A 21,927-nucleotide genomic window follows, 5' to 3' on the forward strand; every position below is an offset into this window, starting at 1 on the left:
TCACTGGAAGAGCTGCGACCATTCCTGCGAGTATTGGTCGACGTTCTCGGGGGTCAGATCGGCGGGATCGGGTGAGGCGATGTTCTGTGCCCGCTCGACGGCGCCCGGAACATCCGGCAGCGCGGCGGCGTAGCCACCGTTCAGCGCGGCCTGTCCCTCGGCGGTCACCATGAAGTCCGCCAGGACCTGAGCCGCGTTCGGATGCGGCGCCGCACTCAGGACCTCGGTGTACCACGGTGTGCCCCAGGGGTTCTCCGGCAGCACCCAGTCGACGGGAGCGCCCGCGTCGACCTCGGTGACGAGCGGCTGGACGCTGGGCGAGACCACCACTTCACCCGACGTCAGGGCCTGCGCGACCGCCAGTGCGCTCGGGTAGACACGCGGCTGCAGTTCGGCCAGCTTGTTCCAGTAGTCCTCGCCGTAGTTCTCGGCGTAGTGCCGATACAGGTCGACGTACGACGCGATGCCCGTCGGATTGACGATTCCGATGCGGCCGCGGTAGGCCGGGTCCAGAATGTCCTGCGGGGTCTCGAGACCGTCGGGCACCGCGGCGGTGTTCCACCCGAGGCCGAAGACAGCGGCGGACGAGAGGAAGAAGCGGTCGTTCTTCACGCTGGCCGCGCGGTCGTAGTCGGGTGCGTCGAAGTCCGGACCCACGATCTCGGTGGAGAAGGTGCCGGACTCGGACGCGCTGGCGATCCACGACGCGTCGGTCACCATGTGGACGTCGGCAATGCCTGTACCCGTGCGGTTCTCGGTCTCGACACGGGGATTGATCTCGGAATCCGTTCCGCGCACGAAGTCCATGGAGATCTCCGGGTACTTCTGCGTGAACGCGGCCTTCAGCGCGTCGAGGTTCGCAGGCTTCTGGCTGGAGTAGAGCATCACGCTGCCCTCCGTCTTCGCCGCGGCGACGACGTCGTCCCAACTGCCCTCGACGGGCCCGGACGGGGTGGTGCTGCCGCCGCACGCTGTGAGCGCGAACGCCGACGCTGCCATGGCAACGGTGGCGATGGCTCGGGGAATCCTCCGCATGGTCAGACCTCTCTCGGACTCACAGGGCCGCTCGGCTGTCGGTGCGAGTGGACTTCCTGAACTGATGTCAGTTTGAAAGTAGTATGACGTCCTTGTGATGTCAATCACGCAGGTGAGGGCAGTGCGACGACGGGCACGACGGGGTCGCCGGGCCCGCGCCCATCTCCGCGCGCCGCGATCCGGGTTGCGAGGTTGTCGCAGTCGCGATCGGCGAGCTCTCGAGCGGGCAGGGCGTTCTCTTACTCGACTGCCGTCGCGGTCCAGGTCGCGTAGGCGTCGAGCGCTCCGCGGGTGGCCCGAGCGCGGTCGTCGCCGATACCGACGAGCTGGGCAACAGCCATGGGCGCGAGGACGCTCGCGACTGGGTCGCTGTGATCGGCGAAGTGGCCGGCCGCTTCGAGTGAGACGAACCCGTGTACCAGGCTCCACAACTGGGCGGCGATCTGTTCCGGGTCGTGTCGCGGCTGCCGTGGTGTACCCGGTGACGCTGTCGATTCTGACCAACGTGTTCCAGGAGCGGTCCGAACGCGTCATGGCCATCGGACTGTGGGGCGCGGCGACCGGCGTCTCGGTCGCGGTCGGACCCGTGGTGGGTGGGGCGTTGATCGAACATTTCTGGTGGGGATCGATCTTCGTCTTCAACGGCCTCGCTGCTGTCGCAACCATCGCTCTCGCAGCGCGTTTCGTGCCGAACTCCCGTGATCCGTCGACCCCGCCGCTGGACAAGTCGGGCTTGCTTCTGTCCGTGCTGGCCCTGGGGTCACTGGTGCACGCCATCATCGAAGGCCCCGACCGCGGGTGGTCCTCGGCGTCGACGGCGCTCGGATTCGGTGTGGCCGCCGCAGTGCTGGTCACCTTCGTTCTCCGGGAGTCGCGCGCTCGCCACCCGATGCTGGACGTGCGGCTGTTCACGAACATGCGCTTCACGGCTGCCAGTGGGGCGGTCACCAGTGCGTTCTTCGCGCTGTTCGGGTTCATCTTCCTCGTCACCCAGTACTTCCAGTCCGTGCGCGGCTTCGGTGCCCTCGAGACCGGCGTGCGCATGCTGCCCGTCGCGGGATCGCTGGCAGTGTTCTCGCTGGTGGGTCCCCGCCTGGCGGTACTGGTCGGTTCCAAGATCGTGGTGGCCGCCGGCCTGGCATCGTTGACGGCTGCGTTCCTGTGGATCTCGCAGATCGACACGGGCACGTCCTACCTGCAGATCGCGGGTCAGATGGTGCTGCTGGGCGCAGGCCTGGGTCTGACGAGTGCCCCTGCGACGGAGGCGATCATGGGAGTCGTTCCGACCGACAAGGCCGGGATGGGATCAGCGGTCAACGATGCCACCCGCGAACTCGGCGGAACACTCGGTGTCGCCGTGATCGGGTCGGTCGCACTGTCGGTGTACCGGGACGGTCTGAACACGACGCAGTTGCCGACCGTCCTGATGGAACCCGCGCAGGAGTCGGTGGGCGCCGCGCTCGAAGCCGCACGCCAGGCGGCGGACTTGTTGGGTGCCACCGGGGCACTGCTCGGGTCGCAACTGTCCGATCTCGCACGGGAACGCTTCGTCGACGGCTTCACCACCGGCAGTCTCGTCGCCGGGATGGTCACCGCCGTGGCCGGTGTGTTGACGCTGGTCTTTCTCCCCTCGCATCCCCTCCCTCCGCATTCCGACGACGAGTCGCACGATCACCCCGACGTGAGCGTGCGCCGCTGACATACGCTCCATCGGTGCCGACTCTGCGAGCCCTGGAATGCTTCGTGGCCGTCGTCGACGCCGGCTCTGTCACCGCGGGAGCAGCCCAGCTGCATCTGTCGCAGCCCGCGCTCTCCCATCACCTCGCGTCGTTGGAGACGGAGATCGGGAGTCCTCTGCTGGAGCGGCTTCCGCGAGGCGTGCGTCCCACGTCCACCGGCCGTGCCGTTCTCGTCGATGCGCGGATCGCGTTGGCAGCGGCCGAGCGCGTTCTGCGAACCGGACACGCTGCGGCACAGGGTGATGCGGGTCGGCTACGCCTGGGGTGTGCGGAGAGCATGACCGTCCCGATCCTGGCGCCGACGTTGCGCACCTGGACCCGGAAGCATCCGCACATCGGTCTGGATCTGACCGAGTACACCAGCGCCGACGCGATGGCGACGGCGATCACGGACGGCGACCTCGACATCGCAGTGGGGCCGGCGCCGTCGCGCGGGTCCGCAGCGATGACCGAGATCGGGACCGAGGAGATCCTGGTCGTGATTCCGGAAGGTCTCGATCTCGCCGACGGGGACGCCGTCTGCTGGCCGAACCTCGCCGGCAGGCCGATCGTGCACTACCACCCGTCGAACGGCCTTCGTGGATGGTTCGACACCGTGGCTGCGACGCACGGAGTCCAGCTCGACGCTGTCACGCACACTCGACATGCCACGACTGCAGCACAACTCGCTCACGCAGGGTTGGGGGTCGCGCTCGTGCCGGCCGCCGCCGTTCCCGCTCGCTTCGCCGGGATCGTCAAGTCGATGACACCTCCACTGACGAGGTCGGTCGTCGTGATGGTCGGGGCGGAATCGGACGCGCTGACACAGAGGTTCGTGGCCGATCTCGTGTCGCGGGGCATCGGTACTCGCCGCTCCTGACCCGCTCCCCGCGACCGGCTCACACCAGAGTCTGCGTGCCGACGACGCGCAGCAACTCCAGACGTTGCTCGTCCTCGGAGCCGGGAACGGTGGTGTAGACCACGATGCGCAGATCGCTGCCCGGTGCCGTGAGCACATCGCAGTCGACGGCGATCGGTCCCACCGGCGTCGTCATCACCTTGCGGCTTGCCTTGTGCACCGACATGGTGGCGCGACCCCAGCGAGCGTCGAAGTCCGCACTCCTCGCCCGGAGTCGGGTGACGAGGGTGGTCAGATACGGGTCGTCGGGATAGCGGGCGTGTGCCGCTCGAAGATCGGCGACGAGGTCCTCGCCGAATTCCTCGTGATGGCGGTCGTCGTACCCGACGCCGGTGAAGTCGTCGGTGAAATGGCGCCACACCACATTGCGGTCGACACCGTGTCGCAGTGCGGGGTCCCCGCTGATGGCTGCCCAGAGGCCGTTGTGATGGACGATGTCCCACGCGGCCGTGAAGACCGCCAGTGGCACGTCGTCCAGGCGGTCGACCATGCGCCGCACGCCGGGCCCGATGTGGTGCGGTACGAGGCGCCCGTTCGGTGAAGCCAGTCCGGCCACCCGATACAGGTGATCCACTTCCTCGTCGTTCAGTCGCAGCGCTCGCGCCAACGCGGCGACGGTCTGCGCCGACGGGTGCCGCGCCCGCCCCTGCTCGAGGCGGACGATGTAGTCGACGCTGATGGACGCCAACGTGGCGAGTTCCTCACGGCGCAGTCCGGGAGCTCGTCTGCCGGGGACGGCGGGCAGGCCGACCTCCTCTGGTCGAGTCCGGTCCCGCCAAGCCCGGAGCACCGTCGACAGTTCACTCATGCCACCATCGTGCACCGCGTCGCCGGAGCGCGGGTGGTACCGGCAGTACCTGGACCTGCACGTCACCGGGCCACAGGATCGAGACATGACAACAGCACTCATCACGGGAGCGAACAAGGGCCTCGGACTCGAGACGGCGCGACGACTCGTCGACTCCGGTGTCGACGTGTACGCCGGCGTCCGCGACCCCGACAGGGCAGACGACGTCCGGCTACTCGGCGCACACGTGGTACGGCTGGACGTGACGGACACCGACTCGGTCACCGCGGCGGTGTCGTCACTTCCCCGACTGGACGTCCTGATCAACAACGCCGGCGTCATCGGACACGGCGGCGGTGTCGACGATGTGGACGCCGACTCCATGGCGGACACCCTCGACACCAACGTCGTCGGCATCGTCCGGGTGACGCAAGCAGCGCTGCCGCTGCTGCGGCAGTCGTCGAATCCGGTGATCGTCAACGTGGCCTCGGGTGTGGGAATGGGCCGCTTCCTCCAGGATCCCGGCCGGGACGAGTTCCCTGTCGCCGCCATCCCGTACGCCGCCTCGAAGGCGGCCGTCATCACTCTCACCGTGCAGTACGCCAAGAACCTCCCCGAGATACGAATCAACGCCTCCGAGCCCGGCTACACGGCCACCGACCTCAACGGGAACACCGGGCATCAGACTGTCGCGGAGGGAACCGACGCCACCGTTCGCCTGGCCCTGCTCGGCAGCGACGGACCCACGGGGGAGTTCCACGACCGCACCGGGCGGATCGAGTTGTGAGCAGGCGGTCGTTCGGCTGATGGCATCGATTCCTCGACGTGACTGTGTGTTCGTCACGGGCCCGGTGTCGTGGACGTTCGTGTTCCCAGTGCGGGGAGCAGCTGAAGCTTCTCGTGACTCGGGCTGCCGGGAACTGCGGTGTAGACCAGAAGGAAATGGGACTGCAGCGGATCGACGAGCGTCTGGCAGGACAGTTCGAGGCGGCCGAGATCCGGGTGGACGAATCGCTTCGTCTCGGCCGGCCGCACTCCCACTTCGTGCCGCTCCCAGACGGTGCGGAACTCGTCGCTCTCCTGAAGCAGCGTCGCCGCGAGACGCGCAGCGCGCGAGTCGGGTCCGCGAAGAGTGGCGACCTCGCGTAGGCCGGACACCCATGTTCGGGTGAGGTGCGCGTGATCCTCGGGGGCGTACAGGTTCCTGCTCGCCGGGTCGGCGAACCACCGATACCCGATGCTGCGTGAGGGCCCGGTCCGGCCGGACTGATCACCGGTGAGCGCGACACCGAGTGCCGTCTGCCGCAGCGTCTCTCCCAACTCTGTGACGATCTCGGCGGGAGTGTCGTGCAGTCGGTCGAATATGCGCAGCAGGCCCGGACCGATGTGATCGCCGACGGCCCCGCGTGTCGGTGGGGTGTGGCCGGCGAGCCGGAACAAGTGGTCGCGTTCGGGTAGCGAGAGATGCAGTCCCTGTGCGATCGAGGCGACCATCTGTTCGGACGGTTGGGGTCCTCGCTCCCGCTCGATACGGGCGTAGTAGTCGGTCGACATGTGGCTCAGTGCCGCGACCTCTTCGCGCCTCAATCCGTCGGTCCGACGTCGCAGCCCTCGCGGAAGACCCACGTCCTCGGGTTGCAGTGCGCTGCGGCGACCCCGGAGAAACTGGGCCAGCCCTGCTCTGTCGATCTCCATTGCTTCTTCCTATCGCGTGGCGCGTGCGCCGACCAGGGTCTGTCGATCCCCCTCTCACGCGCAAGGGGTGACCCGGCCATCGGGGGATCGACGAGTCCTGGTTGTCGGGGGAGGACCCCGGCACGGTGAGGTCACACGTCGTCGACACGACACCTCACACCCATCAGGAGCGACCCATGAGACGCACCATCGACATCGCCGTCCCCGATCTCTCCGGTATCCGAGCTGTCGTCACCGGCGGCAGTGACGGCATCGGCCTCGTCCTCTCCCGTCGCCTCGCGGCAGCAGGGGCGGAGGTGGTCCTGCCCGTTCGCTCGCAGAGCAAGGGGGAGGCGGCGATCGACGCGATCAGGCAGGCTCATCCCAGCGCCGACGTCTCACTCCGGCGCCTCGATCTCTCGTCGCTCGACTCCGTGTCCGCACTCGCGGACACGCTGTCGTCGGAGGGCAGACCGATCGGCATCCTCGTGAACAATGCCGGCGTGATGACTCCACCGTCGCGACGGACGACGTCGGACGGATTCGAGCTGCAGTTCGGTACGAACCACCTCGGCCACGTCGCGCTCGTGGGCCGTCTGCTTCCCCTGCTGCGAGCAGGGCGCGCCCGCGTCGTCTCACAGATCAGCATTGCCGCGAACAGCGGATCGATCAACTGGGACGATCTGAACTGGGAACGGTCGTACGACGGAATGCGCGCCTACAGCCAGTCGAAGATCGCCTTCGGATTGTTCGGCCTCGAACTGAGGCGGCTCAGCGCGCAGCGTGGCTGGGGTATCTCGAGTCATCTGTCGCACCCCGGAATCGCGCCGACAGGTCTGCTCGCCGCGCGACCCGAGCTCGACCGGACCTCGCAGACGACGAGCCGTCGCGTGATCGAGGCCCTGTCCCGTCGCGGATTACTGGTCGGCACCACCGAGACCGCTGCGCTGCCGGCTCTGTACGCGGCGACCGCCGTCGACGTGACGTCCGGAAGTTTCCACGGGCCGGCGGGACTCGGGCACCTCGGTGGGCGTCCCGGACCGCAGAAGCTGTACTCGCGGCTGCGCGATCGTGCGGAGGCGCGACGGGTCTGGGAACTGTCGACCGAGCTCGCCGGAGTCGGGTTCCCGGACTGACTACCGGGCGCCGGACCCTCACCACGCGTGGTGAGGAAGAGCACGCATCCCGATCGGCGATCGTGTGCGAATGTGTTTCATGGTTCATCGCACTCAACCGACGCCGCGCTCGTGTGACTTCCTCGAGGTGATGGGCACGTCCGACATCGAACCCTCGAGTCGGTTCCTGGTGTGGTTGATCGACGACCGCGACACTGTAGTGGTGCGGGCAGCGGCCGACGTGTCGTCGGCGGTGCGGACGGCTCGCGCGCACTGCGCGGCCTGGGGAGCACGGGTGCAGTACATCGAGGGTCCGGACGGCCGGATAGTCGACCGCGCGGACTGGGAACCATCGATGACCGGCCCCCATCCGTTGCCGTACGTGTACACGGTGGAACTGCGATCGCCGCGCGCGACGGGACGTGACGAACTGGTGTCGGCTCTGTGGACCAGTACCGACCTCGACGAGGCGCTGCGATGGCGTGACATGCTCCCCGACGACCTTCGGGGTCGCAGCCTGGTGGTCAGCAACGCACCCGACGGTCACTATCCGACCGCCCCCTGACTCGAGTGCATTCGGCTCCGTCGGCGTTCGCACGGCCACGGAACGATCGACGTGCGATGCTGGACGGGTCATAAGCCGTGAATGTCGGGGTTTGTCGCTCGTGACGTGTGCCCGTGGTCGAACCGACCATCGACTCACAGACGCCGAACGGAGTGATGGTGACGATCCCCGCCCGTGTCCTCGCGGACGTTCGTGCATCCCGACGCTTCGCGCTGGCGCAGACCGCGCTCGCCAGGCTCAGTGGGCTCGCCGTCTCCGCCGACCTGGACGAGGTGTCCGCCGCAGCGACCTCCACCGCGGCGACCCTGGTGGGGGTCGCGTCCGCGGCGCTCGCTCGGCACGAGAGTCCGGAGGATCCGTTTCTGCGCATCGACGCGGTCACCCATGTGCTGCGCACCGATGTCGAGGTGCGGTCCGGCGCGGGCTCCCTGGCCGGATTCGCTCTGGCGCACGGTCGATTGACCGTCTGCTCGGACGGCGAGACAGAGACACGGTTCGACACGTCCACCATGTCGTCGGTCGGCTTTCGCAGCGGCGCCGCAGTGCCGATCACGACGAGCGCCGGGGTGTGGGGCGCGCTGATCGTGTTCGGGGCGGAACCGAATCTGTTCGACGACACGGACATCGCGTTCCTGTCGGCGGTGGCCGGAGTGTTCTCCGCAGCGCTCGAACGCGTCGACCTCTCGCGGCTTCTCCGGGAACAGACCGATCACGATCCACTCACGGGACTTCCGGACCGCACGCGGGCCTACTCGGCGGTGGGCGATGCGTTGACTCGTGCGCGTGCGCAGGGCGACGAGGTGGCGTTGCTCCTCCTCGACGTCGACGATTTCGCGATCATCAACGACAGCCTCGGACACGACACCGGGGACCGCGCGTTGGTCCGGTTCGCCGAGCGTCTCGTCGCTGCGGTCCGAACGCGGGACGCGGTGTATCGCTTCGGAGGTGACGAGTTTCTCGTCGTCTGCGGGGGCTTCGACGACGCCCGGAACGCCGAGGATCTCGCGTTCCGTGTCACCGCTGCGCTGGCCGCGCCGCCGTCCGCGGCCGATGCCCCCATTCCGATGAGTGCCTCGATAGGTATCGCGGTGTCCGAGCCCGGCGTCACGGTGCGGGAGTTGCTGCGGCGCGTCGATCTGGCGCTGCACCGCGCCAAGGACGGCGGCGGCGGAGCGCATGCCGTCTTCGACGCCGAGGACGATCACTACGACGCCGACCGCGTCCGCTCCCTGTCGGTCGACCTGCGGGCTGCCCTGGCCGAGGACGAGTTGACCCTCGCGTACCAACCCTTGGTGCACATCGCGACAGGGGAGGTGGTGTCCGTCGAAGCACTCGCACGCTGGAATCACCCGACGCTCGGGCAGATCGAGCCGTCCGAGTTCGTAGCGGTGGCCGAGCGCACCGGTCTGGCTGCGGTACTGGGGGATTGGGCGCTACGCACTGCGTGCCGCCAGGCGGCGAGATGGCGCAGGGACTTCTCGATCACCGTGCGGGTGAACGTCAGCGCGCTTCAGTTGCGAGATCCCGCGTTCCCCGGCCGGGTCGCGTCGGTGCTCCGGGAGACCGGCCTACCGCCACAGGCCCTGGGGCTCGAGGTGACCGAGACGGTGTGGCTCGCCGACACCGGACGCGTCGCCCGGAACCTCACCGCGGTGACCGAGATGGGCGTCGCGCTGCTCCTCGACGACGTCGGCGCCGGTCACAGCAGCCTGGCCTACCTCGAACGGTTTCCGGTGTTCGAGTGCTTCAAGATCGACAAGGGATACATCGACGCACTCGACACCCGGCGGGGCCGCGCGGTCGTCACCGCCATCGTCGCGTTGGCCAAGGCGTACGAGATGACCGTCGTGGGGGAAGGCGTCGAGACTCGGGCGCAACTCGATGCACTCGCCGAGACGGGATGCGATCTGGCGCAGGGGTTCCTGCTCGGCAGACCCGTCGACGCCGAGCGCACCACCGCCGTGCTGGAGCTCCGTGCGCCACGGGCGGAGACGGTTCACGAGGTGTGAACCGTTCACCTCAGTCGTGCTCTGTCTCCGCGTCGGAGCGAGGGCGCGACAGATGCAGATCGTCCTCGCGAATGAGCGCCGTGGCGATGACGCTGATCACCGACGTGCCGACGAGGAAGCCGCACGCGAGCCAGGGTGACCCGCTCGCCGCGGCGATCAGAGCGGTGAGAACGAGGGGCGTCACGCCCGAGGCGTAGATCCCGGAGAACTGGTAGACCACGGACAGGCCGGTGTAGCGGATCTCGGTCGGATAGAGGCTCGCGTACAGCGTGCCCTGCGCTCCGTAGAAGGTGGCGTGGACGATGCCGAACACCAGGACCAGTCCGAGTCCGAAGAGCCACAGGCTGCCCGTGTCGAAAAGGGCGAACACGGGAAACACGGCCAGCCCGTAGGCCGCGATGCCGGTGACGTACACACGCTTGGCGCCCACCCTGTCCACGAGCACCCCGGACACCGGGATGAGCACCGCCATCACCACTGCCGCCACGGTGACCACGAGCAGGACCGAGACCTTGTCGAACTTCAGTTGTGTCGTCGCGTAGGTGATGGCGAAGACACCCCACGTGTTGAAGGCGGCACCCTCGCCCCATCGCGACAGCAGTCCGAGGACGGTGCTTCGCGCATGGCGCCGTGCGAACACCTCCTTGATCGGTGCGCTCGATCGCTGCTGGAGTTCCGACACCTCGCGGAACGCCGGCGTCTCCTCCACCTTCAGGCGCACGACCAGACCGACGATCACCAGAACGAGACTGACGAGGAACGCGATGCGCCAGCCGTAGGAGAGGAATTGCTCTTCGTCGAAGATCACCTGCAGCAGGGCGAACATTCCGGTGCCCAACGCGAGGCCGAGCGCGAGACCCACCTGCGGGATGCTTCCGAACAATCCACGCCGACGCGCCGGGCTGTGCTCGACGGCCAGAAGCACGGCACCGGCCCACTCGCCGCCGAGAGCGAAACCCTGTGCGATGCGCAACAGCAACAACAGAATCGGAGCCAGCAGACCGACGTCCTCGGTCGTCGGCAGGACGCCCATCAGGGTGGTCGCCACACCCATGATCAGCATCGACAACGCCAGTGTCTTCTTGCGGCCGATACGGTCTCCGAAGTATCCGAAGACGACTCCACCGATGGGGCGCACCACGAATCCGACGGCGAAGGTGGCGAAAGACAGCATGGTGCCGACGAAGGACGACTGATCCGGGAAGAACAGACGATTGAACACCACACTCGCCGCCGTGGCGTAGAGGAAGAAGTCGTACCACTCGACGGTGGTGCCGAGGAGGCTCGACGCCACGACCGTGCGAAGGCGCTTGCGCCGGTCGGCATCGGGTTCGAACGAGGCCGAGTCGGTGAGGGCAGTCATGTACTCCGACACTGGCGTACGAGCTGTCCCGCGGTCACCCGTTGTGCTCGAGCTGATCCGAACGTCTCGCCCGCGTGGCGAGTTGGTTCACTCCGTGAAGAACCGACGGAGGACTCGGGCAAGCGCTTCGGCATCTGCCACATGTCCACCGACCTCGAGGGTGACCCGTCGGGCATCGGGCAGAGCGTCGGCAGCGGCGTCGGCCGCCCCTCCGAAGAAGTCGACGGGCAGTCCGGCCATCTGTGGGTCGAAGCCGACAGTCGTCGTCAGCAGTACCGGTTGCCGAACGAGGGCGAGGCGGTGGACTGGCGGAGGTCCGTCGCCGAGGCATTCCGCGTCGTATCGCAGTGTCGGCGCGAGCTCACGCAATGCAGACCACACAGGGGAGGCCTCGGCGCCCGCGATGTCGTCCTCCGAGGACCCGGCGAGTCGCATGAACAGGCGCAGTACGAGGTCGCGGTCGTCGGCGTCGAGTGCTGGCTCGAGCTCACGCCTGTACGTATGCCAGGCGGAGATCATCGGAGCCTCCACCTGGTACGGCACCTCGTGAACGGCGACGCGGTCGACGGGAAGCCCTGCTGCGGCGGCTTCCAGCGCCAACGCACCTCCGGACGAGGCACCGAACAGATGCGCGTGCCCTCCGGCAGTGTCGATCACGGCCGCGAGATCCTCGACCTCCCGCCCCACGGAATACGACGGAGCGTCACCGCTGTCACCTCTGCCGCGGCGCTGGTAGTTCACCACCGCGAAGTGATCGGCCAGGTGCGTGCCCAGCGGGTGGTTCTCGGCGCCGTCGTCCAGACCGCCCCCGACGAGCACCACCGCCGGCCCGTGAGTGCTCAGGCGGTCACAGGAGATCGGTGTGCCGTCGGCGGAACGGACATGCGGCATCAGACCCACGCTCCCTGCCGCGTCATCGACGGGCCACGTAGTGAGCGATGATCACACCCGTGGTCGTGGGAACGGACCTGACCAGCTCGAGATCGACCCGGTCGGCCGTCCCGAACAGTCGGGTGCCCGATCCCAATACGATCGGATGAATCTGCAGCACGTACTCGTCGATCAGGTTCGCCGCGTGCAGGCTACGGACCAGTTCACCGCTACCCATGATGGTCATCGGCTCGATCGTGCGTTCTTTCAGTGGTGTCGATGTCTCCGACATCGCAGTGGGCCTCGGCTACGCAGACCAGGCGCACCTCATCCGGGATTTTCGCGGCGTGGCCGGGGTGACGCCGGGCCAGTACGTGCGTGAGAACAGCACGTCGGAACGAGGGGGCTGATCGTGAATGCACTCCGCCCGTTGCTCCCCGTTCCGGGAACGTCGAACACGACCACAGCTGCACACTCTCGACGAGAACGCCGGGCGGTCAGTACACCGTTCGGAAGCCACCTATCAGAGTGATGACGTTGCCGTCAGGATCGGTGATCGGCGCGAGTCGGACCCCGTTGGTGGCGTCCGTGATGTCGCCGACAGCGAGTCCGCGGTCTGTGAGCTGCGTGGAGTGGGTGTCGATGTCGTCGACGGCGAGGTTCGTCTGCGTGTGGCCGGCCCGGTCGGCGTCCAGGAACACTTGCATCCATGCGCCCGGAAGGACCTGCCACTGGATCAGACTCGGCATGGGGTTGTTGTCAGGTTCGCGTCCCAGCAGGCGTGAGTACCACTCGCGTGCGACATCGATGTCGCGCACGGGTACGACGGTCAGTACGTTTTCGATCATGGGCTCGTCCTCTCGTCGGGTGTCACTGATGTGGACCGGCGCGAGGTCGAGAACTCATCGACCAGGCCACCGCTGTGCGTGATCCGGTGCACCTGACCGTGCTGTACACGGTCCACTGCACCGGATCGTCCGACACACGGGAAATCTGAGGGGTGTGGCAGCAGGGGCGAAGCAGGGTCGGCTCGCTATCGTGAGTGACTGGACCGGCTGGTCGACGACGAGGAGGTGGACCGGGGTGGCGGACGATTCGGACGTGGCGCAGGCGCGGGTGTTTCTCGCGGCGCTGGACGACGAGATCGCCACCGTGTCGGCCCAGCTCGAGGATGCGCGTCGGCTCGCCGCAGAAGCTCGGGCCAGGGGGAACGCGCCCACCGGTACGTGGCACGAGCAGCAGGCCGCGACGCACAAGCGGACCTTACGAGAGTTGCACCGGCAGACGCAGAATTTGCGCACCCGCTTCACGCTGGCCTGAGACGCAGACTCTGTGACCTCCGCGAACAGGAACGACGCTGCCCGGTGGATTCGACGTCGTAGGGTCGACGTGTGAGGACACGACTCGGCGCTCTGGACCGTCGCACCCGCACAGCGCTCGGCGGCCCCGGGCTCGGGGTGGTCGCGCTCGCTGCGCTCGTCGTCCTCGGTGCCGTGATCCTCGTACACGCGGTGGACCCCGATGCGTGGGTCGTCGCGGTGGTGCTGGCACTCGTTGCGCTGGTCGTCAATGTCGGAGGGGCCCGGCGCCGATCACGCACCCGCTGACCGCGACGAAGCGTCCCACCCCCTGTGACGAGTACACGGACTGGCTGTACCGCCTCGGGGACGCCGTCGACCGCACGAGCTCGTCGACCTGACGCCGACCGGGGGGTACTCCTGCATGGTCCAGGGGCCCCGTCCGGCGGCGGCTCAGGGTCGTCTCGTCGCCACCGCCGACTCGTTGATCGCACCCGCGGCCGGCCGACCGGCCAGTGCTGCGACGACGGACTCGGCGGCCGCGGTACCCGCATCGGTGCGCGCCTCGCGGGTCTGACCGGCCAGGTGTGAGGTGGCCACGACCGTGGGCATGGCCAGGAGCGGGTTGTCCGGGTTCGGTGGTTCGGTGGCGAAGACGTCGAGCGCCGCTCCCGCGATGGTGTGGTCGCGGAGCGCGTCGACGAGGGCATCCTCGTCGACCATCGATCCGCGGGCCGTGTTGACCAGGTAGGCAGAGGGTTTCATCTGGGCCAGTGCCGCGGCGTCGATGACGGGTGCGCCGCCGGCACGGGCGTGGAGGCTGACGAAATCGGACTCGCGGAGCAGAGTGGTTCTGTCGACGTAGGTGACCTCGAGTGCGGGGTCGGGATGGCCGGTGGAGATCAGGACGGTCATGCCGAACGCGTGAGCGAGGTCCACGACGGCCCGTCCGCTCGGCCCGAGGCCGATGATGCCGAGAGTCGCGCCCCGTAGCTGTCGAGTGTCGTGGCGTGGCCACTCTCCGCGCCGCACGCCGTCGGTGGTCTCGCCGATCCGCCTCGCGCACATCAGGAGCAGAGCGAGGGTCATCTCGGCCACCGCATGGCGGTTGGCTCCGGGGGTGTTGCAGACGAGGACGCCGTGAGCGGTGGCGGCCTCGATGTCGACCGAGTCGTACCCGACTCCGCTGCGCGCGATCACGCTGAGGGACGGGGCCGCGGCGAGCATGGCGGCGGTGACGGGTTCGCTGGCGATGATGGCAGCGTCACTCGCGGCGAGGAGCGCGGCCATCTCACCGTCGGGGCGGGGCCCGACGGCGGGGGAGTGGACGGTCTCGTGACCGTGCGCACGGAGCAGGGTGTCGACGTCGTCGCCGGGGTGGAGGTAGTCGGTGGTGATGAGGACGGTAGCCATCTGTCCCTCTTTCATGTCCGTGCCGATCCGGAACGGCGTCACTCGCCGATCAGGCGCTGCACCTTCTCGCGAGTGTCGGTGCCCGCGACAGGAAGGTAGACGACGATGTTCAGGTCCTTGTGATCGGTCGGCGCCAACTGGTGGTGCTCGAAGCGCAGCTCTCCGACGACAGGGTGCCGGAAGACGCGCTCACGTGAGGCGAATCCCTCGATGTCGCGGTTGTCCCACCCGTCGGCGAACGTGTCACTCGTCGAGCGGAGCCGATCGACCAGGTCCGTGAAGGAGGGAGTGCCGAGGGCGGCGCCTCCGTCCGCCCGGAACTCTGCGAGGAAGCGTCTGCTGTCGGACTCCCAGTGCGGGAGCAATTCGCGCACGTACGGGTCGGTGAAGACCAGCCACAGAAGGTTTCGGTCCGCTGCCTCCACGGTCTCGATGCGGGGGAACAACGCACGGTACGCACGATTCCATCCGGCGATCGTCCACTCCGGACGGAGAGCGAACGCGGGGAAATCGGTGAGGGCATCGAGCAGACGTTGCACGGCCGGAGGCGTCGTCTCCGCGCTCGACGGGGTCGGCGTCGGCGGGTGTCCCGCGAGGTCGAGAACGTAATCGTGCTCGGCAGGCGTGAGGTGGAGCGTCGCGGCGACGGCATCGAGGACTTGGCGTGACGGGTGGATGTCCCGCCCTTGTTCGAGCCAGGTGTACCAGGTGACGCTGACATGGGACAGCGACGAGACGTCCTCTCTACGTAAGCCTGTCGACCGGCCCCGCGGAACGGGCGGCAACCCGAGCCGCGACCGTGGCAGTGCCGAGCGGCGGGCGCGCAGGAAAGCTCCCAGCTCACGGCGCGCGGCGAAGTCCCGGTCGGTGGTCACACGGCAACTCTACGATCGTCCACGCGTGAAGGTGGTGGTGGTGATACCAGTACCGGAGCTGTCTTCCTGCGGCGGCATTCGACCGGCATCGTCGTCCCCATGCCTGCACTTCGATCGAGAACCGTCACGCACGGACGCAACATGGCGGGGGCCCGCGCGCTACTACGCGCCGCGGGGGTGAACGGCGACGATTTCGGTAAGCCGATCATCGCCGTCGCGAACAGCTTCACCGAGTTCGTTCCCGGCCACACCCATCTCCAGCCGGTCGGCCGCATCGTCTCGGACGCGATCACCGCAGCCGGCGGCATTCCGCGCGAGTTCAACACGATCGCGGTCGACGACGGCATCGCGATGGGACACGGCGGGATGCTCTACTCGCTGCCCTCCCGCGATCTCATCGCCGACTCCGTCGAGTACATGGTGAACGCACACTGCGCGGACGCTCTCGTGTGCATCTCGAACTGCGACAAGATCACCCCCGGGATGCTCATGGCCGCACTGCGACTGAACATCCCGGTGGTGTTCGTCTCGGGCGGTCCGATGGAGGGTGGCACCGCAGTGCTCGTCGACGGCACCGTGCGAACCCGACTCACCCTGGTGTCCGCCATGTCCGATGCCGCCGCCGGTGACGTCTCGGACGAGGACCTGGCACGCGTGGAGGAGTCAGCGTGCCCCACGTGCGGGAGCTGCTCGGGCATGTTCACGGCAAACTCGATGAACTGCCTGACCGAAGCGCTGGGGCTCGCTCTGCCGGGCAACGGAACCACGCTCGCCACGCACACGGCGCGTCGGGACCTCTACGAGAATGCCGGGCGCACCGTGGTCGATCTGTGCCGTCGGTGGTACGACCACGACGACGAGTCGGTCCTTCCTCGGCAGATCGCCTCACGCGCTGCGTTCGACAACGCCATGGCCCTCGACATCGCGATGGGTGGGTCGACGAACACGATCCTGCATCTCCTGGCCGCGGCACGCGAGGCTGAACTCGACTACAGCCTCGACGACATCGAGAAGCGTTCGCGGATGGTCCCATGTCTGTGCAAGGTGGCACCCAACGGGCACTACCTCGTCGAGGACGTGCACCGCGCCGGTGGAGTGCCCGCCATTCTCGGTGAGCTCCGCAGGGGCGGGCATCTGCACGATCACGTGCACACGGTGCATTCGGAGTCTCTCGCCGACTGGCTCGACCGGTGGGACGTCCGGTCCGGGTGTGCCGACGAGGCCGCGATCGAGTTGTTCCACGCCGCACCGGGATGCGTGCGTTCCGCCACTGCGTTCTCGCAGTCCGAGCGTTGGGAGACGTTGGATCTCGACTCCGCCGGCGGATGCATCCGCGATGTGGAGCACGCGTACTCGGCCGACGGCGGCCTGGCGGTTCTGCGCGGCAACCTGTCCGCCGACGGGTGTGTGGTGAAGACGGCGGGCGTCGACGACTCCATCCTCACCTTCACCGGCCCGGCCGTGGTCGTGGAGTCGCAGGAGGACGCATGTGACGCCATCCTGTCCGGACGGATCGTGGCCGGCGACGTGCTGGTCGTGCGGTACGAGGGTCCGCGCGGTGGGCCCGGAATGCAGGAGATGCTCTATCCGACAGCATTTCTCAAGGGTCGCGGCCTCGGGGCATCGTGTGCGCTGATCACCGACGGCCGCTTCTCCGGCGGGACATCGGGTCTGTCGATCGGGCACGTGTCTCCGGAGGCGGCCGCGGGTGGCGTGATCGCTCTGGTCGAGGACGGGGACAGCATCACCATCGACATCCCGCACCGCTCGATCACACTGGACGTCGCCGACAGCGTGCTCGCGCAACGGCGTTCTGCCCTCGACGGCTTCCGGCCCCGCCACAGGCAGCGCGAGGTGAGCGTCGCTCTCCGTGCGTACGCCGCGCTCGCACTGTCCGCAGACAAGGGTGCGGTGCGCGACGTCGATTCGCTCCGGTGAGTCCCGTGGTTCGTCACCGCTCCGTTGCGTCGACCGCCGTCGCCAAGCCGTCGACGAGAGTCGGGAGGAAGTAGGGAATCGTCAGTGCCGTCGGGCCGATGGCGGCCCCGGCTTCCTGGCCGACGAATCCGGCGACGGCACCTGCCGCCACAGCGGGGATCTGCCGCGACACGTCGGATGACAGGAACTCCCGGAGTGCCGCGTCCGTGTCCACCTGTGTGAAGACGACAGAGGCATCGATTCGGGAGATCTCCTCGGACGACACCGCGGTCGAGAACGTGGAATCACCGGTCGCCAGTTCGGTGACGGACGGATCGGACGTGAATCCCAGGTTCTCGAGCAGCTCGACGCGCGGGTCCGAGGGAAGCAGGAGGTAGTAGACGTCCTGCGCCTCGGACACGTAGGCGATGGTTCGGTCTCGGAACTCGGGGTGTCCTGCGCCGGCATCGACGACCTGCTGGTCCAGTTCTGACACGAGTTCCGTTGCCTCGACGCTCTTTCCGAGAACCTCACCGGTGACACCGATCGTGTCTCGCCACGGAGTCGACCAGAGCTCGGACGGCGGTGCGACCACGGGAATGCCGGCCGATGTGACCGCGTCGTACTCGCTCCGAGTGAGGCCGGAATGTGGTGCCAGCAGGACGTCGGGGTCGGCTGCGACGAGCTTCTCGACCGACAGGGGACCCAAAACGTCGTCCAGGAGAGCCGGTGCCTCACCGCCGTTCCGGGCGATCGACTCGGCGATCCACGGGTACGTCAGGTCGTCACCGCCGCCGTACGTGGTCGACGGCATGGCCACCGGCATCACCCCGAGAGCCAGCACGGCATCCGTGGCGCCGGCACCCCAGGTGGCCACGCGGGCGGGTGTCGAGTCGAGGACGGTCTCGCCGTACATGTGCCGCAACGTCTTCGGGAACGACGCATCGGCGGTCGTCGCCGAACCGGGGTCAGCGGGGTCCGACGAGCTGCAGCCGACGAGGTGCGCGGTCACCGCCACGGCGGCGATGAGAACTGTGATCGAGCGTCTCGTCCATCGTGGAACGCTGCCGGGAATACGCATCATGCCTTGATGCTAAGGGTAGGCTGCCCTTATTATGCAATCAACGAGGTCAGGTGCCGGTTCCCCGTCGCCCGACTGAATCGACGATGACCCGTGCCTGCGCCACCGACGAGCGCCCGTGAGAATCAGCGACCGCGCGCAGAAGTGCGGATGCGGCGGATACGGAAAGCTCGTGCCTGGCGGCCATCATTCCGATCGCCGTGTGCACCACGTCGGTGTCGGGGCCGGGCTGTGCACCGTTCTCGGCGGCGAAGTCGGTGGCGCACAGAATGCCGAGAGAGTGCGCCAGTCGGCCGAGAGGGCCGTCGAGCTCCGTCGACCACCCTCGACCTCTCCAGGTGCGTCGGTGAAGTTGCAAGGTTCCCGACGGTCGGGCGCGGGGGCCCACAGGGAACACCCGTAGCCACCCGACGCCCAGGACGCTCAGGGCGCCGGTCACCTGCGGCCACCGCAGGCGATCGAGTGAATCCTCCACCGCGGCATCGTGGACCGCACCGTCGGCGAGAGCGTCGACGACCGGACCGAGCCCGATTGCCTGGAGTTCCCGTGCGACGCGGGCCGCCGTCGCGTCTGTCACGTGCGCGACATTCTGCACCGACCAGTCGCCGGGCGGGACCAGAACCAGGGCGGCGCCGTCGGCCCCCGTCAGATCGACACAGACATCCACGATGTCGGTGATGATCGACGTGCGAAGCCCGCCGTCGTGGTTCCCCGCGCTCACCATCGAGGGTCGTCCTCTCTCGGTGCGCGGGTGCCGCGCTTCACTCGGGACTACCCCCATTCTCGCCACCCCACGCGCATTCCGTGAGAATGCACCGACTGGTCACACTCACGTTCCCCGGTCGGGCCCACGCCCCGTGATCACCCCGGCGCGAACGGCCCTGACGGGCCGAAGGCGATGTCCGCGAAACGCTGTCCCATGACGGCGTGGGCGTCGGTGTCGGGATGCAGGTTGTCCGGAAGTGGGTGGCGCCGTTCGTCGTCCTCGCCGAAGAGCAGCAGTCCGTCGAGGTGGTGGAGGTTCGGGTCGTCCGATCGACTGTCGACGATCTGAGCGAGCGCGTCTCGGATCACGCGAAGTGTCAGGCGTCCGAGCGCGATGTCGCCCTCCGTGCCCGTCGCGCGAAATCTCGCGGAGCCGGCGGCGAACGAGTCGGGATCGATCGCCCCGGGTCCCGGAGTGTTCTCGTGGATCGCGCAGTGGATCGGCGAGATCAGCAGCAGCGGTGTGGTCGGGTGCCCGTCGCGGACGGTGTCGAGGAACCCGTGAACTGCGGGAACGAACGAACGAAGGCGCATTGCATCGAGGTTGACGACGTTGATGCCCAGCTTGACGCTGATGACGTCCGCGGGGGAGTCCCGCACGACGCGAGCCATGAACGGATCGACGAAGGCGCTGCCCCCGAAACCCAGGTTGCGCAGCCGAACGCCGGCACGACGGGCCGCGACGACAGGCCAGATGCGCGTGGGGCTCGCGGCGTTGGATCCCTGGCTGATCGAGCTGCCGTGGTGCAGCCACCTCGGTCCGCTCGTCGGCGCCGGGTGCAGAACGGCATCAGCGGACAGCGAGACCAGATCCACCTGTTCGTTGTGGGGGAGCCAGATCTCGACCGTCTTCTCCCCGGCCGGCAGATCGGTGAGGGTGATGCGTTCCGTCGTTCCCGGGTGGACCGTGCTCGTCCCGGTGGTCGGATCGATCTCGACGGTGTCACCGCCCGAGAGCACGTGCGACTGAAGAATCGAGTCGTTCACCACCACGTCGACGGCGCCCCGGTCGCGCATCACACCCCGGTAGGTCATGCGCGTGGTGTGGACCTCGAGGACCATCTGGACGGCGGTCGTGCGCGCGGCGATACGTACTCCGGACGGTTGCGCCTCCATCATCGCGAGCTGCGGGTCCGCATCGCGTTGCCGGACGGCACGGGGGAGCCGGTGTGGGCGCACGCCCCGATCCACGCGTTCGAGCTCGGCTGCACCGAGGACGATGTCGTCGTTGAGTGGTGCGGTGATCATACTTTCCGAGACTACCTAACGGTGTTCAGGGGCTACCGAACGGTGTTCAGGGGCTACCGAACGGTGTTCAGGACGACCGCGGCGCTCTCGCTCACCGCGGCGTCCTCGTACGGTGCCGAGGCGTCGTTCTTCCGTGTCAGCACCGTCAGTACCAGCGGGGGACGGCCGGGTGGTGTGACGACGGCGATGTCGTTCCGCACGGCCCCGGCGCCACCCGACTTGTCGGCCACCGTCCATCCGCTCGGCGCCCCCGCGCGGACGAGTGCGTCGCCCGTGGCGTTCCCGCTCATCCACTCGGCCAGGGTCGCTGCGTCGGCATCGGTCGACGAGCCGGCACCCCGCAGTGCGGCCAGACTCGTCGTGAACGCGTCGGCGGTGGTGGTGTTTCCGGTGCTGTCGGGTCCGACCGTGTTGAGGCCCGGCTCCACGTCGACGATGTCCGTGACATCGTCGCCGAGTCGGGACAGAGCCGCATCGAGCTCTGCGGGACCGCCGATTTGGTCGAACACGAGGTTGGTCGCCGTGTTGTCGCTCTCCCGCACGGCCGCTTCCGCCAACTCGGCCGCCGTGAGTCCGGTGTCCAGACGTGCCGTGGTCACCGGTGAATATCCCGCGCGCTCGATGTCGGCCGCGGTCCACCTCACGAGGTCGTCCCGAGCGTCCTCAGGGGTTCGTCGCAGGAACTCGGCTGCCAGGAACACCTTCACTGTCGAAGCGAAACCGAAACGTTCGGCTCCGCGATAGCTGATCGTCTCGCCGGTCCCGGTGTTCAGGAGGCTGACACCCACCGTCACGTCGTAGCGCTCCTCGACAGCCTGCAGTCCGGTCGAGACGTCGTCGCGCTCTGCTCGACTCGACGTGGGAGCCGGCGAGACGGGCACACCGCCCGACGGAGCGCACGCGGTGAGGGCCAGGGCGACGACAGCGAGCGCGACGCGCGGTCGGGCCGCCGTGTGCAGGAGTGCTCGTCTCGTCACGCGAGTGCGAGGAACAGCTTCTCGAGTTCCGCCTCGGTCATGGGTTCCTTGTTGTCGGCGGTGGCACCGGTCATACATTCGCGCAGGCCGGTGGCGACGATCTTGAACCCTGCCCTGTCGAGCGCGCGCGAGACGGCGGCGAGCTGGGTGACGACCTCCTTGCAGTCGCGGCCGTTCTCGATCATCGAGATGACCCCGGTGAGTTGGCCGTTGGCGCGCCGGAGTCGGTTGAGTACCAGTGCGATGCTGTCGTCGTCGCCGACCATGATGAACTCCTGTCAGAACTGCCGTGAGCTGT

Annotated in this window: 24 protein-coding genes and 1 pseudogene; 10 read left to right on the forward strand and 15 right to left on the reverse strand. The window is 67.9% G+C overall.

Going from position 1 to position 21,927, the window contains the following annotated elements; all coding sequences use genetic code 11:
* Together ASG69_RS00185 and ASG69_RS23230 are read right to left on the reverse strand one after the other, a co-directional pair.
* Positions 1-1,035: an ABC transporter substrate-binding protein gene (locus ASG69_RS00185; protein WP_156380398.1), complete on the reverse strand. Its 1,035-nt coding sequence runs from the start codon at positions 1,033-1,035 to the stop codon at positions 1-3.
* A gap of 365 nt (positions 1,036-1,400) precedes the next feature.
* Positions 1,401-1,490 (reverse strand): annotated as a pseudogene (locus ASG69_RS23230) (TetR-like C-terminal domain-containing protein); the annotation flags it as partial.
* Between the two features lie 14 nt (positions 1,491-1,504).
* Between ASG69_RS23230 and ASG69_RS00195 the strand changes: the two are divergent.
* Both ASG69_RS00195 and ASG69_RS00200 read left to right on the forward strand, forming a co-directional pair.
* Positions 1,505-2,734, forward strand: a complete 1,230-nt coding sequence (locus ASG69_RS00195; RefSeq protein WP_056446434.1) for an MFS transporter — start codon at positions 1,505-1,507, stop codon at positions 2,732-2,734.
* Positions 2,735-2,748: 14 nt separating this feature from the next.
* Complete coding sequence (locus ASG69_RS00200; RefSeq protein ID WP_056446437.1) at positions 2,749-3,633, forward strand: LysR family transcriptional regulator; 885 nt, start codon at positions 2,749-2,751, stop codon at positions 3,631-3,633.
* Between the two features lie 19 nt (positions 3,634-3,652).
* Here ASG69_RS00200 and ASG69_RS00205 read toward each other — a convergent pair whose 3' ends face one another.
* The gene (locus ASG69_RS00205; RefSeq protein WP_056446440.1) at positions 3,653-4,480 is read right to left on the reverse strand and encodes a helix-turn-helix transcriptional regulator; all 828 of its coding nucleotides are present in this window, start codon (positions 4,478-4,480) and stop codon (positions 3,653-3,655) included.
* A gap of 85 nt (positions 4,481-4,565) precedes the next feature.
* Here ASG69_RS00205 and ASG69_RS00210 point away from each other — a divergent pair, with 85 nt between their 5' ends.
* The gene (locus tag ASG69_RS00210; protein ID WP_056447461.1) at positions 4,566-5,246 is read left to right on the forward strand and encodes an SDR family NAD(P)-dependent oxidoreductase; all 681 of its coding nucleotides are present in this window, start codon (positions 4,566-4,568) and stop codon (positions 5,244-5,246) included.
* A 53-nt stretch (positions 5,247-5,299) separates the two neighbouring features.
* Here ASG69_RS00210 and ASG69_RS00215 read toward each other — a convergent pair whose 3' ends face one another.
* A complete protein-coding gene (locus ASG69_RS00215) occupies positions 5,300-6,154 on the reverse strand; it encodes a helix-turn-helix transcriptional regulator (protein ID WP_027504415.1) in 855 nt (284 codons plus the stop codon).
* 176 nt (positions 6,155-6,330) lie between these two features.
* Here ASG69_RS00215 and ASG69_RS00220 point away from each other — a divergent pair, with 176 nt between their 5' ends.
* The 3 genes from ASG69_RS00220 (at position 6,331) to ASG69_RS00230 (ending at position 9,822) form a co-directional block, all read left to right on the forward strand.
* The gene (locus tag ASG69_RS00220) at positions 6,331-7,269 is read left to right on the forward strand and encodes an SDR family oxidoreductase (protein ID WP_056446443.1); all 939 of its coding nucleotides are present in this window, start codon (positions 6,331-6,333) and stop codon (positions 7,267-7,269) included.
* A gap of 79 nt (positions 7,270-7,348) precedes the next feature.
* Entirely contained in the window at positions 7,349-7,813 is a 465-nt protein-coding gene (locus ASG69_RS00225; RefSeq protein WP_156380399.1) for a hypothetical protein, read from the forward strand.
* Between the two features lie 155 nt (positions 7,814-7,968).
* Positions 7,969-9,822 (forward strand): putative bifunctional diguanylate cyclase/phosphodiesterase, encoded by a 1,854-nt coding sequence (locus ASG69_RS00230; protein WP_156382970.1) that lies wholly within the window; start codon positions 7,969-7,971, stop codon positions 9,820-9,822.
* A gap of 10 nt (positions 9,823-9,832) precedes the next feature.
* On the opposite strand, the gene ASG69_RS00235 is transcribed toward ASG69_RS00230, so the two are convergent.
* The 3 genes from ASG69_RS00235 to ASG69_RS00245 all read right to left on the reverse strand — a co-directional run bounded on the left by ASG69_RS00235 (position 9,833) and on the right by ASG69_RS00245 (position 12,302).
* Positions 9,833-11,185 (reverse strand): MFS transporter, encoded by a 1,353-nt coding sequence (locus ASG69_RS00235; RefSeq protein ID WP_056447463.1) that lies wholly within the window; start codon positions 11,183-11,185, stop codon positions 9,833-9,835.
* Positions 11,186-11,272: 87 nt separating this feature from the next.
* Entirely contained in the window at positions 11,273-12,076 is an 804-nt protein-coding gene (locus ASG69_RS00240) for an alpha/beta fold hydrolase (RefSeq protein WP_056447464.1), read from the reverse strand.
* Between the two features lie 22 nt (positions 12,077-12,098).
* Positions 12,099-12,302, reverse strand: a complete 204-nt coding sequence (locus ASG69_RS00245; RefSeq protein ID WP_235578787.1) for a dihydrofolate reductase family protein — start codon at positions 12,300-12,302, stop codon at positions 12,099-12,101.
* Between ASG69_RS00245 and ASG69_RS22405 the strand changes: the two genes are divergently transcribed.
* On the forward strand, positions 12,292-12,465 hold the full coding sequence (locus ASG69_RS22405; RefSeq protein ID WP_156380400.1) for a helix-turn-helix domain-containing protein: 174 nt from the start codon (positions 12,292-12,294) through the stop codon (positions 12,463-12,465). The two genes, ASG69_RS00245 and ASG69_RS22405, sit on opposite strands and share 11 nt — an antisense overlap.
* 87 nt (positions 12,466-12,552) lie before the next feature.
* On the opposite strand, the gene ASG69_RS00250 is transcribed toward ASG69_RS22405, so the two are convergent.
* A complete protein-coding gene (locus tag ASG69_RS00250) occupies positions 12,553-12,903 on the reverse strand; it encodes a VOC family protein (protein WP_056446453.1) in 351 nt (116 codons plus the stop codon).
* A 190-nt stretch (positions 12,904-13,093) separates the two neighbouring features.
* On the opposite strand from ASG69_RS00250, the gene ASG69_RS00255 reads away from it, so the two are divergent.
* Complete coding sequence (locus ASG69_RS00255; RefSeq protein ID WP_156380401.1) at positions 13,094-13,375, forward strand: hypothetical protein; 282 nt, start codon at positions 13,094-13,096, stop codon at positions 13,373-13,375.
* 71 nt (positions 13,376-13,446) lie between these two features.
* On the forward strand, positions 13,447-13,662 hold the full coding sequence (locus tag ASG69_RS00260; RefSeq protein WP_056446457.1) for a hypothetical protein: 216 nt from the start codon (positions 13,447-13,449) through the stop codon (positions 13,660-13,662).
* Between the two features lie 144 nt (positions 13,663-13,806).
* Here ASG69_RS00260 and ASG69_RS00265 read toward each other — a convergent pair whose 3' ends face one another.
* Together ASG69_RS00265 and ASG69_RS00270 are read right to left on the reverse strand one after the other, a co-directional pair.
* The gene (locus ASG69_RS00265; protein WP_056447466.1) at positions 13,807-14,766 is read right to left on the reverse strand and encodes a phosphoglycerate dehydrogenase; all 960 of its coding nucleotides are present in this window, start codon (positions 14,764-14,766) and stop codon (positions 13,807-13,809) included.
* Positions 14,767-14,804: 38 nt separating this feature from the next.
* Entirely contained in the window at positions 14,805-15,641 is an 837-nt protein-coding gene (locus ASG69_RS00270; protein WP_056446460.1) for a helix-turn-helix transcriptional regulator, read from the reverse strand.
* A gap of 99 nt (positions 15,642-15,740) precedes the next feature.
* Between ASG69_RS00270 and ilvD the strand changes: the two genes are divergently transcribed.
* Entirely contained in the window at positions 15,741-17,579 is a 1,839-nt protein-coding gene (ilvD, locus tag ASG69_RS00275) for a dihydroxy-acid dehydratase (protein ID WP_056446463.1), read from the forward strand.
* A 13-nt stretch (positions 17,580-17,592) separates the two neighbouring features.
* Here ilvD and ASG69_RS00280 read toward each other — a convergent pair whose 3' ends face one another.
* The 5 genes from ASG69_RS00280 to ASG69_RS00300 all read right to left on the reverse strand — a co-directional run bounded on the left by ASG69_RS00280 (position 17,593) and on the right by ASG69_RS00300 (position 21,895).
* Positions 17,593-18,642, reverse strand: a complete 1,050-nt coding sequence (locus ASG69_RS00280; protein ID WP_235578788.1) for an ABC transporter substrate-binding protein — start codon at positions 18,640-18,642, stop codon at positions 17,593-17,595.
* Positions 18,643-18,688: 46 nt separating this feature from the next.
* Positions 18,689-19,363, reverse strand: a complete 675-nt coding sequence (locus tag ASG69_RS00285; RefSeq protein WP_056446466.1) for a hypothetical protein — start codon at positions 19,361-19,363, stop codon at positions 18,689-18,691.
* Positions 19,364-19,500: 137 nt separating this feature from the next.
* Positions 19,501-20,652 carry an SGNH/GDSL hydrolase family protein gene (locus ASG69_RS00290; RefSeq protein ID WP_027504399.1) on the reverse strand — a complete coding sequence of 384 codons (1,152 nt, stop codon included), beginning with the start codon at positions 20,650-20,652 and terminating at the stop codon, positions 19,501-19,503.
* 53 nt (positions 20,653-20,705) lie between these two features.
* Positions 20,706-21,629, reverse strand: a complete 924-nt coding sequence (gene bla / locus ASG69_RS00295) for a class A beta-lactamase (RefSeq protein ID WP_162246777.1) — start codon at positions 21,627-21,629, stop codon at positions 20,706-20,708.
* The gene (locus ASG69_RS00300; RefSeq protein WP_027504397.1) at positions 21,626-21,895 is read right to left on the reverse strand and encodes a metal-sensitive transcriptional regulator; all 270 of its coding nucleotides are present in this window, start codon (positions 21,893-21,895) and stop codon (positions 21,626-21,628) included. The genes bla and ASG69_RS00300 overlap by 4 nt, the downstream gene beginning before the upstream one ends.
* Positions 21,896-21,927: the final 32 nt, after the last annotated feature.

This window comes from Rhodococcus sp. Leaf225, assembly GCF_001426145.1.
Lineage (GTDB): Bacteria > Actinomycetota > Actinomycetes > Mycobacteriales > Mycobacteriaceae > Rhodococcoides.

Excerpts from the sequence above, each read along its gene's own strand:
- ASG69_RS00285 (WP_056446466.1), bottom strand. The coding sequence starts at position 19,363 with ATGGTGAGCGCGGGGAACCACGACGGCGGGCTTCGCACGTCGATCATC.
- ASG69_RS00300 (WP_027504397.1), bottom strand. The coding sequence starts at position 21,895 with ATGGTCGGCGACGACGACAGCATCGCACTGGTACTCAACCGACTCCGG.
- ASG69_RS00210 (WP_056447461.1), top strand. The coding sequence starts at position 4,566 with ATGACAACAGCACTCATCACGGGAGCGAACAAGGGCCTCGGACTCGAG.
- ASG69_RS00250 (WP_056446453.1), bottom strand. The coding sequence starts at position 12,903 with ATGATCGAAAACGTACTGACCGTCGTACCCGTGCGCGACATCGATGTC.
- ASG69_RS00290 (WP_027504399.1), bottom strand. The coding sequence starts at position 20,652 with ATGATCACCGCACCACTCAACGACGACATCGTCCTCGGTGCAGCCGAG.
- ASG69_RS00265 (WP_056447466.1), bottom strand. The coding sequence starts at position 14,766 with ATGGCTACCGTCCTCATCACCACCGACTACCTCCACCCCGGCGACGAC.
- ASG69_RS00280 (WP_235578788.1), bottom strand. The coding sequence starts at position 18,642 with ATGATGCGTATTCCCGGCAGCGTTCCACGATGGACGAGACGCTCGATC.
- ASG69_RS00220 (WP_056446443.1), top strand. The coding sequence starts at position 6,331 with ATGAGACGCACCATCGACATCGCCGTCCCCGATCTCTCCGGTATCCGA.
- ASG69_RS00240 (WP_056447464.1), bottom strand. The coding sequence starts at position 12,076 with ATGCCGCATGTCCGTTCCGCCGACGGCACACCGATCTCCTGTGACCGC.
- ASG69_RS22405 (WP_156380400.1), top strand. The coding sequence starts at position 12,292 with ATGATGGTCATCGGCTCGATCGTGCGTTCTTTCAGTGGTGTCGATGTC.
- ASG69_RS00215 (WP_027504415.1), bottom strand. The coding sequence starts at position 6,154 with ATGGAGATCGACAGAGCAGGGCTGGCCCAGTTTCTCCGGGGTCGCCGC.
- ilvD (WP_056446463.1), top strand. The coding sequence starts at position 15,741 with ATGCCTGCACTTCGATCGAGAACCGTCACGCACGGACGCAACATGGCG.
- ASG69_RS00225 (WP_156380399.1), top strand. The coding sequence starts at position 7,349 with ATGGTTCATCGCACTCAACCGACGCCGCGCTCGTGTGACTTCCTCGAG.
- ASG69_RS00235 (WP_056447463.1), bottom strand. The coding sequence starts at position 11,185 with ATGACTGCCCTCACCGACTCGGCCTCGTTCGAACCCGATGCCGACCGG.
- ASG69_RS00245 (WP_235578787.1), bottom strand. The coding sequence starts at position 12,302 with ATGACCATCATGGGTAGCGGTGAACTGGTCCGTAGCCTGCACGCGGCG.
- ASG69_RS00205 (WP_056446440.1), bottom strand. The coding sequence starts at position 4,480 with ATGAGTGAACTGTCGACGGTGCTCCGGGCTTGGCGGGACCGGACTCGA.
- ASG69_RS00185 (WP_156380398.1), bottom strand. The coding sequence starts at position 1,035 with ATGCGGAGGATTCCCCGAGCCATCGCCACCGTTGCCATGGCAGCGTCG.
- ASG69_RS00230 (WP_156382970.1), top strand. The coding sequence starts at position 7,969 with ATGGTGACGATCCCCGCCCGTGTCCTCGCGGACGTTCGTGCATCCCGA.